Source organism: Pseudomonas sp. YQ_5 (genome assembly GCF_043103305.1).
Taxonomy (GTDB): Bacteria; Pseudomonadota; Gammaproteobacteria; order Pseudomonadales; family Pseudomonadaceae; genus Aquipseudomonas; species Aquipseudomonas putida_Y.
Genome location: NZ_JBICJS010000037.1, coordinates 21,664 through 34,217, shown reverse-complemented (window position 1 = coordinate 34,217; position 12,554 = coordinate 21,664). Strand labels below are relative to the sequence as shown.

The following is a 12,554-nucleotide window of genomic DNA, read 5'->3' as shown; positions in this document are numbered from 1 at the left end:
AGGGCACTTGCGATATCCTGGTATTTGGATAATGTGCTGTTACTGTGCTCTTCCCTAAAGGCAGTGACAACTAGCAATTTTGTCAGGTATCGCCCGCTGGAACCAAGTCTCGAACGTCGGGTCTAAAGTTTACTTTCGCGGGCCATCCCGGCCTATGAGGTCTTCTTCCAATGAAAGCTTTCACCCTGGCAACCCTGATGACCCTGGCCGCAAGCCCGGTGTTCGCCTTCAACCTCAGCGACGCCGCCAACGCCGTGTCCGCCATGCAGAACCAGCAACAGCAAGGCCAGGTACAGGCACCGGAAGCGCAGGCCAATCTGCTCAACACCCTGGGCAGCCAGCTGAACATCACCCCCGAACAGGCGGTAGGCGGAGCAGGAGCCATGCTGGGGCTGGCACGCAACAACCTTAGCAGCGATGACTATGGGCAACTGACCAAGGCGGTGCCAGGGCTGGACCTGCTGGCCGGTGCAAATGCGCTGGGCGGGTTAAGTGGGTTGGGTGATTTGCTGGGCAAGAGCAGCGAGAGCCAGTCGGCGTTGAGCAACGCACTGGGCAACAACGTGGAAAACCGTAGCGACCTGGACAATGCGTTCAAGGCGCTAGGCATGGATACCGGGATGATCGGGCAGTTTGCGCCGTTGCTGCTGCAGTATCTGGGGCAGCAGGGGGTTGCCGGGGCGTTGTTGCAGAATCTGGGGAGTTTGTGGACCACACCGGCGCCATTGGCTCAGCCCTCGGTCTGAAGGTCGGGTGAGGATTCTTGCGCAGTCTGCCCGGGCCTCTTCGCAGGGTGCCCGCGAAGAGGCCCGGGCAGACACTTGAAAATTATCAGCTCATTTCCTGCCGTAGCTGCTCGATCCGCTGATCCTTGGCCACCCACAACTGGTTGACCCAGGCCTGCACCATCTGCCGAAACTCGGGATCATTCTCGTAATCCCCCGCCCACAACGCCGGGTCCAGCTCCCGCACCTGAATGTCGATAATCACCCGGCTGATGCTGCCATTGAGCAATTCCCAAAACCCCGGCGCCTTGTTGCCGGGGTACACGATGGTCACATCCAGCAGGGCATCTAACTGCTCGCCCAATGCCGCGAGCACAAACGCCACACCACCTGCCTTAGGCTTGAGCAGGTAGCGATACGGCGACTGCTGCTCCTGGCGCTTGGCTTCAGTAAACCGGGTGCCTTCCAGGTAGTTGACCACGGTCACTGGCTGGCGCTTGAACAGCTCGCAGGCCGCCTTGGTGATTTCCAGGTCCTTGCCCTTGAGCTCTGGGTGCTTTTCCAGAAACGCCTTGCTGTAGCGCTTCATGAACGGGTAATCCAGCCCCCACCAGGCCAGGCCCAGCAACGGCACCCAGATCAGCTCCTTTTTCAGGAAGAACTTGAAGAACGGTGTACGGCGGTTGAGGCTTTCGATCAGCGCCGGGATGTCGACCCAGGTCTGGTGGTTGCTCACGGCCAGGTACGAGGTGTCCCGGCGCAGGTTTTCCACACCGCGGATGTCCCACTGGGTAGGGATGCACAGGGCGAAGATGGCTTTGTCGATTTCCGACCAGGTTTCGGCCACCCACATCACCGCCCACGACGCGTAGTCGCGGCCACGGCCTGGCAACACCAGCTTGAGCAGGGCGAAGACCAGCAGCGGGCAGATCAATACCACGGTATTGAGCAGCAGCAGGGTGGTAGTGAGAATGCCGGTCAGCAGGCGACGCATAAAGAGACTCTTGTTGTGGGAGATAAACGGTTGGCAATGATAAGCAGGGCGGTGGCCTACGCCAAATGTCCAATGCCCGGCGGCGGGAACAAATGTTTCACGTTATGTTGTTTAGTCTTGTGTAAGCGAACCTCTCTTGCCAGTGCAGTCTAAGCACTGACCCTTTCAAGGAAGCCTGCCTGTGAAACCACTGCTTGCCCTGTTGTCGTTGTTGGCGCTGCCGGTAATGGCAGCCGAACCCACTATATACGGCCGTTACGAGAACATTGCCCTGCCTGAACTGGGCGAAACCCTGAAAGCCAAGATGGACACCGGCGCCTTCACCGCGTCGCTGTCGGCCAAGGATATCGAGCTGTTCACCCGCGATGGCGACGAGTGGGTGCGCTTCCGCCTGGCGACCAAGGACTCGGACGGCAAGGTTTACGAGCACAAGGTCTCGCGCATCAGCAAGATCAAGGGCCGTGCCGATGAAGAGGACGAAGGGGATGCGCCAGAGGTCTCCAAGCGCCCGGTGGTCGACCTGGAGCTGTGCCTGGGGGATGTGAAGCGTACCGTGGAGGTGAATCTGGTGGACCGCAGCAACTTCAACTACCCGCTGCTGGTCGGTTCCAAGGCACTGCGCGAGTTCAAGGCGGCGGTAAACCCGGCGAAGAAGTTCACTGCTGGCAAGCCAGGCTGTTGATCTGAAGCGTGCGCCATACAATGTAGGAGCGTGCTTGCCCGCGAACACACATAATGTGCTGTCAGGCACCGGCTTCGCCGGTGTTCGCGGGCAAGCCCGCTCCTACACTGAGATGTGCCAACCTTCAAAACCGCAAGGCCGGACGCCATGCCTCATATCCTCATCGTCGAAGACGAAGCCGCCATCGCCGACACCCTGATCTACGCCCTGCAGGCCGACGGTCACAGCACCGAATGGGTAACCCTGGGCAGTGCCGCCCTCGACCAGCAGCGCCAGCGCCCGGCCGACCTGGTCATCCTCGACATTGGCCTGCCCGACATCAGTGGCTTCGAAACCTGTCGCCAGCTGCGCCGGTTCACCGAGGTGCCGGTGATGTTTCTCAGCGCGCGGGACGGTGAAATCGACCGCGTAGTGGGCCTGGAAATCGGCGCCGACGACTACGTAGTAAAACCTTTCAGCCCTCGTGAAGTGGCAGCGCGCGTTCGGGCGATCCTCAAACGCATGGCCCCGAGGGCCGAGGTTGTCGGCGAAACCACCTTGTTCCACCTCGACACCTTGCGCATGCAGATCACCTACCGCAGCCAGCCGCTCACGCTGACCCGGCATGAGTTCCGCTTGCTGCAATGCCTGCTCGAACAACCGCAACGGGTGTTCAGCCGCGAACAGCTGCTCGACGCTTTGGGCGTGGCCTCAGATGTGGGCTATGAGCGCACCATCGACAGCCATATCAAGAGCCTGCGCGCCAAGCTGCGCCAGGTAGCGGGTGATGCCGAGCCGATCCAGACCCATCGTGGCCTCGGTTACAGCTATAGCCCGGAGCACGCCTGATGCGCTTGGGTATTCGCATCTTCCTGGTGTACTTCCTGTTCGTCGGTTTGGCCGGTTACTTCTTGCTCAATACCGTACGCGAACAGATTCGACCGGTAGTGCGCCAATCCTCCGAAGAAACATTGGTAGACACTGCCAACCTGCTGGCAGAAATCCTGCGGGATGACGTCAAGGCCGGCACCCTGAACCAGGGCCGCTTGCCCGAGGTGCTCGAGGCCTACGGCTCGCGCAGCCCGGGCGCACAGATCTGGGGGCTGGCCAAGAACCAGGTCAGCCACCGCATCTATGTCACTGACGCCAAGGGCATCGTGTTGCTGGACTCCAGTGGCGAGGCCCTGGGCAAGGATTACTCGCAGTGGAATGACGTGCTGCTGACCCTGCGTGGCCAGTATGGCGCCCGCTCCACCCGCAGCGACCCCAACGACGAAAGCACCTCGGTGATGCACGTTGGCGCGCCGATTATCGACAACGGCAAGATCATCGGCGTTGTCACCGTCGCCAAGCCCAATAGCTCATTGCAACCCTACATCGACCGCTCCGAGCGGCGCCTGCTCACCCTGGGGCTAGGGCTGATCGGTCTGGGCTTGCTGATCGGCGCGGCTCTGTCGTGGTGGCTTGCGCGCTCGCTGCGCAAGTTGGCAGGTTATGCGCAGGCGGTCAGCGAAGGGGAACGTGCGGAGCTTCCGCATTACAAGGGCGGCGAGCTGGCGAACCTGGCACAGGCAGTGGAGCGCATGCGCACCCAGCTGGAAGGCAAGGCCTATGTCGAGCGCTACGTGCACACCCTGACTCACGAGCTGAAAAGCCCGCTGGCGGCCATCCGTGGTGCTTCGGAGCTGTTGCAGGCCGAGGACATGCCCGCTGATCAGCGGGCGCGCTTCGCCGGCAATATCGAGCGCGAGAGCGAGCGTTTGCAGCAGATGATCGAGCGGCTGCTCAACCTGGCCAGGGTCGAGCAGATGCAGGCGCTGGAGGACGAGCAGCAGGTGGCGCTGGCGGCGTTGGTCGATGAGTTGCTGCTGGCCCATGCGGCGCGTATCGAAGGCGCCCGTTTGCAGGTACGTCAGCGGGTGCCTGCCACTTTGCGCTTGCTCTGCGATCCGTTTCTAATGCGCCAGGCGTTGGCCAACCTGCTCGACAACGCGCTGGACTTCACCCCGGAAGGGGGCACGCTGCTGTTCGACCTGGAGCGCGATGGCGAACGGGTGGCGTTGAGCTTGTTCAACCAGGGGCAAGCGATACCGGCCTACGCCATCGGGCGGGTCAGCGAGCGGTTCTACTCGCTGCCGCGGCCCGGGAGCGGGCGCAAGAGCACCGGGCTGGGGCTGAACTTCGTGGCCGAAGTGATGCAGCTGCATGGCGGGGCATTGGCGGTGGACAACGTCGATGGCGGGGTGCGGGTGCGGTTGTGGCTGCCGGTGCGGCGCATTAGCTGAGATAGGCGGGGCGCGCAGCAGTCCAAATACACTTAAATCACACACGCTCTCCACAAAGCCTCCACGCAAGGCGCAGACACTGCGCCCACTGCCACAGGAGGCCACATGAACAAGACCCTCGGTTTCAAACTTGGCATGATCGCCATGTTGATGTTGCTGTTGCTCATCCCGCTACTGCTGATCAACGGCCTGATCGACGAACGCCAGGCCATGCGCGACGGCGTGTTGCGCGATATTGCCCAGAGCACCAGCTTCGACCAGCAACTCAGCGGCCCGCTATTGGTGGTGCCGTACCGAAAGTACCAGCGCCGCTGGATCGAAAAGGACGGTGAGCGTACCCAGGAAACCAGCACCATCGCCGGCCACCTGTACTTCCTGCCGGAAACCTTCGACGCCGACCTGGGTGTGGACACCGAACTGCGCGCCCGCGGCATCTACCAGGCGCGCCTGTTCCACGCCAAAGGCCGTATCAGCGGCCGCTTCAAGCTCCCGGCGCATTGGGGGATCGACAAGGACTTTGACGACTACCGCTTCGACACGCCGTTCCTGGTGGTGGGCATCAGTGATATCCGTGGTATCGATAGTGGTCTGGAGCTGAGCATGGATGAGCAAAAAGTGCCGTTCGAGGCCGGCACCCAGCTCGACTGGATGCGCGGCGGCGTGCACGCCAGCCTGCCGGGGCTGGACGGGCTACAGGCGCGAGCGTTCAGCTATGGCTTTGACCTGGCGCTGCAAGGTACTGGCCAGTTGCACGTGGTACCCGTGGGCCGTACCAGCAGCGTGGACATGCGCGCCAACTGGCCGCACCCGAGCTTCGTCGGCAACTACTTGCCCAACCGCCGCGAAATCGATGCTCAAGGCTTCAGTGCCCATTGGCAAACCTCGTTCTTTGCCACCAACCTTGAGGATGCCATCCGCCAGTGCGCTAACGCCGGGCAGTGTACGGATTTCAGTGAGCGCAGCTTTGGCGTGAGTTTTATAGACCCGGTGGACCAGTACCTGAAAAGCGAGCGGGCGATCAAATACGCGTTGTTGTTCATTGCCCTGACCTTTGCTGGCTTCTTCCTGTTCGAGGTAATGAAGAACCTGAGTGTGCACCCGGTGCAGTACATCCTGGTGGGTGTGGCGCTGGCGTTCTTCTATCTGCTGCTGCTGTCGTTGTCCGAGCACATTGGCTTTGGTCTGGCGTATGGGCTGTCGGCTTCGGGCTGTGTGCTGCTGATCGGCTTCTACCTGAGCCATGTTTTACGCAGCCTGTGGCGAGGGGTGGGTTTTGCAGCGGGTTTGGCGGCGTTGTACGCGCTGCTCTTCGGGCTGCTGAGTGCCGAAGACTATGCCCTGCTGATGGGGTCGCTGTTGTGTTTCGGCTTGCTTGGGGTGTTCATGGTGCTGACCCGGCGGCTGGACTGGGCGCGTGTGGGGAGGGCGGCATGAGGGAGGATAGAGAGATCGGGCGCTGGTTGGCGCTCAGGATCGGGCTGTTGTTTCCTGTGATACCTAGGTGAAGCTTTCGCGGGCAAGCCCGCTCCCACAGGTACGGCGCACACTACCTGTGGAGCGGGCTTGCCCGCGAAGGGGCCCCTTCAGGCCACTGGCGCTGTAGCGACCATCGACGGCCGCTTGACCACTTCGGCATACCACGCCGCCAACCCAGGCTGGCGCTCACGCCAGCCAAACCCGGGCTGACGCAGATCCAGATAGCCCAGCGCACAGGCCACGCCAATCGCCGCCAGGTCGAAGCCGGACATCAGCTCCGGCAAGTGCTCCTGCTCCAGGTTGGCCAGGCTACGGCGGATCTTGTCACCCTGTGCCTGCAGCCAGCCATCCCAGCGCTTGTCTTCTGGCCTCAGGAAGCTTTCATAACGGCTTGACACCGCCGCATCCATGATCGCATCGGCCTGTGATACCAAGGTCATGCGCCGCCAGCGCGCCGAGCCTTCTCGCGGCAGCAGCGGCAGGCCTACGTGCTGCAGGTCGAGGTACTCGCAGATCACCCGGCTGTCATGCAGCACGGTGCCGTCTTCCAGGCGCAGGGCCGGGATCTTGCCGATCGGGTTGTCCAGGTTGAGCAGCGGGTCGCCGCTCACCGGGCTGATGTTCACCGGCTGCAGCTGCACACGCTCAAGCTGGCCGGTCTCGTGCAACACCACCATGACCTTGCGCACGAAAGGCGACAACGGCGAGTGGAACAGGGTCATCGTGCTCATGCGTCAGTTACCTTGCAGGCTGGGTGGCAGGCACACGCCGGTGCCGCCGATGCCGCAATAGCCGTCCGGGTTCTTGGCCAGGTACTGCTGGTGGTAGGCCTCGGCGAAATATACGGTCGGTGCCTGGTCGATTTCGGTGGTGATCTCACCGAAGCCGGCCCTGCTCAGCTCGGCCTGGAAGGCGTCGCGGCTGGCCTTGGCCTGTTCCAGCTGTTCCGGGCTGGTGCAGTAGATGGCCGAGCGGTATTGGGTGCCGATGTCGTTGCCCTGGCGCATGCCTTGGGTGGGGTTGTGCAGCTCCCAGAACATTGCCAGCAGTTCGCGGTAGCTGACCTTGTCCTTGTCGAACACCACCAGCACCACTTCGGTGTGGCCGGTCAGGCCCGAGCAGACTTCTTCGTAGGTAGGGTGCGGGGTGAAGCCGCCGGCGTAGCCGACCACGGTGCTGACCACACCTTCACGCTGCCAGAAGCGGCGCTCTGCGCCCCAGAAGCAACCCAGGCCGAAGATGGCGAAGTCGATGGCGCCTTCGAAGAATGGGCCGAGCAGCGGGGTGTCTTTGAAGACGTAGTGGAACTCGGGCAGGCTCATTGGCGTGTCGCGGCCAGGCAGGGCCTGTTCCGCAGTTGGCATGACGTTTTTGTTCACCAGGATTTCCGAACGCAGGACCATGGCCGTTCCTCTGTATGTCATTGAGATGGGGGCTGGGGCCTTCGCGGGTAAACCCGCTCCCACAGTTGCCCCCACAAATACCGAATACTGTGGCGTACCTGTGGGAGCGGGTTTACCCGCGAAAGGGCCCGAATGGCTTCTATAGTGCCCGAGGATTACGCCGCTGTCAGGCCACCGGGCCACGCGGATAACGCTTCAGCCGCTCGGCCAGTTCGCGCCCGGGAATCGGTCGGTCGAACAGGTAGCCCTGGCCCACGTCGCAGCGGTGGCGGCGCAGGAACGCCAGTTGCTCCGGCGTCTCGATCCCTTCGGCCACCACCTTCAGCTTCAGGTTGTGGGCCATGGCCACCACCGCCGAGGTGATTTCCATGTCGTCCTGGTTGTCGGGGATCTCGTTGATGAAGCTGCGATCGATCTTGAGGATGTCGATCGGAAACTTCTTCAGGTAGCTCAGCGACGAATAACCGGTGCCGAAGTCGTCCATGGCCAAGGTCAGGCCCAGGGCCTTCAGCTCGTCCAGCTGGCGGTGGGTGTCTTCGCTGGCTTCCAGCAGCAGGCCTTCGGTCAGCTCCAGCTCCAGCAGGTGCGGGGGCAGGGCTTCTTCCTTGAGGATGGTGCTGATCGACGCCACCAGGTCCGGGTCGGAGAACTGTTTGGGCGACAGGTTGATGGCTACATGCAGGTTGCCCAGGCCGGCCTTGCGCAGTTGCTGGCTCATGCAGCACGCCTGGCGCACCACCCATTTGCCGATGGGGATGATCAGGCCGGTTTCCTCGGCCACGCTGATGAACTGGTCCGGGCGGATCATGCCGCGTTCGGGGTGGTTCCAGCGCAGCAGCGCTTCCAGGCCCAGCAGGCGACCGCTGCGCAGGCACAGCTTGGGCTGGTAGAACACTTCCAGTTCGTTCTGGGTCAGGGCACGGCGCAGGTTGTTCTCGACGAACAGCTTGTAGCTGGCTTCGGCGTTGAGCACTTCGGTAAACACCTGTACCTGGTGTTTACCGTTGGCCTTGGCCTTGTGCAATGCAAGGCCGGCATTCTTCATCAGGCTGGCCGGGTCGACGCCGTGCAACGGTGCACAGGCCAGGCCTACCGAGGCGGTGACGTTGATCAGCTGGTTGTCGACGAACATCGGCTTGTCGAGGGTGCACAGCAACTGCTGGGCAACGCCTTGGCCATCTTCAAGGCTGGTGTCGTCGAGCAGCACGGCGAACTCGTTACTGGCAAAGCGCGCCAGGATGCCACCGCTGTGCAGGCTGTTGCGTAGACGCCTGGCCAGGCTGATCAGCAGCTTATCGCCGGTCTGGTGGCCAAGGCTGTCGTTGATGCGCTTGAAGTTGTCGATGTCCACCAGCAGCAGGCACATCGAGCTTTCGCCATCGCGGGCGAAGCGCTCGTCCAGGCTGCGGATGAACGCCGGGCGGTTGCCCAGGTTGGTGAGGTTGTCGGTGTAAGCCAGGCGTTCGATGCGTTGCTGGGCCAGCTTGGTCTGGGTGACGTCTTCGTAGATGCCGATGTAGTGGGTCAGCTCACGGTTGTCACCGTATACCTTGGAGATCGACAACTGGCCCCAGTACGGCTCCAGGTTCTTGCGCCGGCTCTTGAACTCGCCCTGCCAACTGTTGCCCATGGCCAGGCTCGACGGCGAGTCGAACAGCAGTTCGCTGAGGTTCTCCAGTGCCGGTAGCTCACCCAGCTGACGGCCCTGCACTTCGTCGGTACTGTACTGGGTGATGGCGGTGAAGCTGGGGTTGACGTACTCCACCCGGCCGTCGCGATTCACCAGCAGGAAGGCGCTGGCGCTCTGCTCGACCGCACGCTGGAACAGGTGCAGGGCGCTGGCCGCGGCACGCCGTTTGTGGTTTGTGATCACTTGGGCAAACTGGTCGGCCAGCTCGCCGGCAAAGGCAATCTCGTCCGACTGCCAGGCCCGTGGCTGGCCGGTTTGCTCCAGGCACAACACGCCGATCACCTGGCCATCGACGCGGATGCTGGCGTCGAGCATGGCCTTGTTTTCCGGGCGCATGCTTTGCGCCAGGGCGCGGGTGCGCGGGTCGTGGCCGGCGTTGTGAGCATCGATGGCGCGGCTTGCGTGCAGTGCATCCAGGTAGTCCGGGAAGCGGCTGGCATCGATAGCTTCGGGCTGGCGGTGCTCTTGCGCGTCGCGGTACCAGGCGATGATCGGTTCCAGGCGTTGGTCTTCCAGGTGCCAGATGCTGGCGCTGTCGACCTTGTAGATTTCGCAGGCGCTCTGGGTAATCAGCTGGGCCGCTTCGAACAGCGAGTTGCCCGCGCTGTAACGCTGGCGGGCAAGGCGCAGAATAAGGTCCTGCTGGCCGCGTACGCGCTCCAGGTGCTCCAGCTGTTCTTGCTGCGTGCGCTGGTTCTGTTGCAGGGCCAGCTGCAGGCGGTTGTTGCGTGACTCCAGGTCGCTGGCGCCAAGTTCGCCGCTATCTTCCTGCTGATCGTCAAGCACGCTCAGGTAGCCGCGCAACAGTTGGCGGTTGTGTTGCTTGTAGGCTTCACCCGCCTCCAGCAGGCGCAGCGAGGTGTTCGGCGTGTGCAGGGTGTAGCGCACGCGGTAGTAGCCGCGCTGGGCCAGTTGCAGCTGGATTTCGTCGTGCAGCCGGTAGCGTGCTTCGGGTTCCATCAGGCTGGCGTAGGGCGCGTCAATCAGGGCGCACAGCTCGCCGGGTTGCATGCCGAACTGGCGCTCACAGGCCGGGTCAAGGTAGAGCATGGCCCAGGTGGCTTCGTTGAGCCGTTCGAAACGCAACATGCCGAGCCGCGAGGGCACGGGTAATTGCGTCACGACCTCGGCCGCCACACGGCTGGCGGCATCGGGTTGGCTTTTCATCGAAGACTCGCTTGAAGAGGGAACGCTGCCTTGTGGCTGCGGCGGATTTGGCAAGGTTGCATCATGTCCCGAGGGCTGGCAAGCGGCCATGCTTGATGCTGTGGACAGGTTATCGGCGGGTGGGGCGGAAAACTTAGATCGCCTTGGGGTTTTTGCCGCCTGGGAGATCGAGCGCCGCCCGCGCGGCGCATCGCGAGCTACGCTCGCTCCTACGTTTGTTTCGGGCCAGTACAGCCTGTGGCAGGCGCACGCGACCGCCGTGTTAGTACGACGCTATATCGCGCCATGTATCAAGGCGATCGCGCGCAAGTCCCACAGGAAAATTGGCCCGAAACAAACGTAGGAGCGAGCGTAGCTCGCGATGCGCCGCGCGGGCGGCGCTCGATCTCCCAGGCGGCAAAACCCTATCGGCAGACAAAAAAAGCCCCGCCAATCGACGGGGTTGAGGTACGAGCGTGGCAGCTCGAAAAGGGAACTGCCCCTCGCAAGAAGGGGCAGTGTGCTGCCTTACAGCAGCATGGTGCGGATATCGCCCAGCACGTCGCCCAGGCGCTTGGTGAAGCGCGCGGCGGCAGCGCCGTTGATCACACGGTGATCGTAGGACAGCGACAGCGGCAGCATCAGCTTTGGCTGGAAAGCCTTGCCATCCCAGACTGGCTGCATGGTCGCCTTGGAGACGCCCAGGATAGCCACCTCCGGCGCATTGACGATCGGCGTGAAGCCGGTGCCGCCAATGTGGCCGAGGCTGGAGATGGTGAAGCAAGCGCCTTGCATCTCGTCGGCCGACAGCTTCTTGGTGCGCGCCTTCTCAGCCAGTGCAGCGGCTTCGGCAGCCAGTTGCAGCAGGCTCTTCTGGTCGACGTTCTTGATCACAGGGACCAGCAGGCCGTCCGGGGTGTCCACGGCGAAGCCGATGTGCACGTACTTCTTGCGGATGATGGCCTTGCCGCTTGGCGCCAGCGAGCTGTTGAAGTCCGGCAGTTCCTTGAGCAGGAAGGCGCAGGCCTTGAGCAGCAGTGGCAGCACGGTCAGCTTCACCCCAGCCTTCTCGGCCACGGCTTTCTGCGCAACGCGGAAGGCTTCCAGCTCGGTGATGTCGGCGGAGTCGAACTGGGTGACATGCGGCACGTTCAACCAGCTGCGGTGCAGGTTGGCAGCACCGACCTGCATCAGGCGGGTCAGGGCCACTTCTTCCACTTCACCGAACTTGCTGAAGTCCACGGCAGGGATCGGCGGGATGCCGGCGCCGCCGGTTGCGCCAGCGGCGGCCGGGGCTTCCTTGGCCTTCTGCATCATCGCCTTGACGTACACCTGCACGTCTTCTTTCAGGATGCGGCCATGCGGACCGGTGGCGGCAACAGCGCCCAGGTCGACACCAAATTCACGGGCCAGCTGGCGAACCGCCGGGCCAGCGTGAACCTTGGCATTGCTGCCAGCGGCCGGTGCGGTAGCAACCGGTGCAGCGGCAGCGGCCGGGGCAGCAGCAGGAGCAGGTGCGGCAGCCGGAGCAGCCTCAGCCTTGGCCGGGGCAGCAGCAGCTGGAGCCGCTGCAGCAGGCGCAGCGCCAGCTACCTTGAGCTTGAAGATCAGGTCGCCAGTGCCGACTTCGTCTTCCAGCTTGCACAGCACTTCTTCGACCACGCCGGCGGCCGGCGACGGGATTTCCATGGAAGCCTTGTCGGACTCCAGGGTAATCAGCGACTGGTCGGCTTCGACGGTGTCGCCGACTTTGACCAGCACTTCGATGATCTTGGCCTTGCCCGACGAACCGATGTCCGGCACGTGGATGTCCTGCACGCTGGCAGCAGCCGGGGCTGCGGCCGGAGCAGCAGGAGCGGCTTCAGCGGCTGGCGCTGGCGCCGCAGCCGGAGCAGCGGCAGCGGCCGGTGCCTCAGGGGCCGCAGCAGCGGCGCCCTCGGCTTCCAGGACCAGCAGCTCGTCGCCTTCTTTCAGGCGGTCGCCCAGCTTGACCTTCAGCTCCTTGATGACGCCGGCCTTGGGCGCCGGGATTTCCATGGAGGCCTTGTCGGACTCCAGGGTCAGCAGGCTCTGGTCAGCCTCGATACGGTCACCGACCTTGACGAACAGCTCGATGATTTCACCTTCACCGCTGCCGATGTCAGGTACGCGAATGAGTTCGCTCACTTAAAAAT

Annotated in this window: 10 protein-coding genes; 5 read left to right on the top strand and 5 right to left on the bottom strand. The window is 62.8% G+C overall.

From position 1 onward, the window contains the following. The first annotated feature begins 170 nt into the window (after positions 1-170). Positions 171-746, top strand: coding sequence for a DUF2780 domain-containing protein (locus tag ACF8EA_RS06465; protein WP_021782658.1), 576 nt, complete (start codon positions 171-173; stop codon positions 744-746). Between the two features lie 85 nt (positions 747-831). On the opposite strand, the gene ACF8EA_RS06460 is transcribed toward ACF8EA_RS06465, so the two are convergent. Then, entirely contained in the window at positions 832-1,719 is an 888-nt protein-coding gene (locus ACF8EA_RS06460; RefSeq protein ID WP_021782659.1) for an acyltransferase, read from the bottom strand. Between the two features lie 181 nt (positions 1,720-1,900). Between ACF8EA_RS06460 and ACF8EA_RS06455 the strand changes: the two genes are divergently transcribed. The 4 genes from ACF8EA_RS06455 to creD all read left to right on the top strand — a co-directional run bounded on the left by ACF8EA_RS06455 (position 1,901) and on the right by creD (position 6,099). Continuing rightward, on the top strand, positions 1,901-2,401 hold the full coding sequence (locus ACF8EA_RS06455) for an ATP-dependent zinc protease (RefSeq protein ID WP_021782660.1): 501 nt from the start codon (positions 1,901-1,903) through the stop codon (positions 2,399-2,401). Between the two features lie 147 nt (positions 2,402-2,548). Further along, entirely contained in the window at positions 2,549-3,229 is a 681-nt protein-coding gene (gene creB / locus ACF8EA_RS06450) for a two-component system response regulator CreB (protein WP_103443360.1), read from the top strand. Beyond that, the gene (gene creC / locus ACF8EA_RS06445) at positions 3,229-4,665 is read left to right on the top strand and encodes a two-component system sensor histidine kinase CreC (RefSeq protein WP_392521324.1); all 1,437 of its coding nucleotides are present in this window, start codon (positions 3,229-3,231) and stop codon (positions 4,663-4,665) included. Before creB ends, creC begins: the two co-directional genes overlap by 1 nt. Positions 4,666-4,770: 105 nt before the next feature. Continuing rightward, positions 4,771-6,099 carry a cell envelope integrity protein CreD gene (creD, locus tag ACF8EA_RS06440; protein WP_021782662.1) on the top strand — a complete coding sequence of 443 codons (1,329 nt, stop codon included), beginning with the start codon at positions 4,771-4,773 and terminating at the stop codon, positions 6,097-6,099. Positions 6,100-6,248: 149 nt separating this feature from the next. Here the strand turns inward: creD and ACF8EA_RS06435 are convergent, their stop codons facing one another. From ACF8EA_RS06435 to aceF, 4 genes are all read right to left on the bottom strand, one after another. After that, positions 6,249-6,872 carry a glutathione S-transferase gene (locus ACF8EA_RS06435; protein WP_392521323.1) on the bottom strand — a complete coding sequence of 208 codons (624 nt, stop codon included), beginning with the start codon at positions 6,870-6,872 and terminating at the stop codon, positions 6,249-6,251. A 3-nt stretch (positions 6,873-6,875) separates the two neighbouring features. Next, a complete protein-coding gene (gene msrA, locus ACF8EA_RS06430; protein ID WP_392521322.1) occupies positions 6,876-7,544 on the bottom strand; it encodes a peptide-methionine (S)-S-oxide reductase MsrA in 669 nt (222 codons plus the stop codon). Between the two features lie 166 nt (positions 7,545-7,710). Continuing rightward, the gene (locus ACF8EA_RS06425; protein ID WP_021782664.1) at positions 7,711-10,401 is read right to left on the bottom strand and encodes a bifunctional diguanylate cyclase/phosphodiesterase; all 2,691 of its coding nucleotides are present in this window, start codon (positions 10,399-10,401) and stop codon (positions 7,711-7,713) included. Between the two features lie 507 nt (positions 10,402-10,908). After that, on the bottom strand, positions 10,909-12,546 hold the full coding sequence (aceF, locus tag ACF8EA_RS06420) for a dihydrolipoyllysine-residue acetyltransferase (protein ID WP_392521321.1): 1,638 nt from the start codon (positions 12,544-12,546) through the stop codon (positions 10,909-10,911). Positions 12,547-12,554 lie beyond the last annotated feature (8 nt).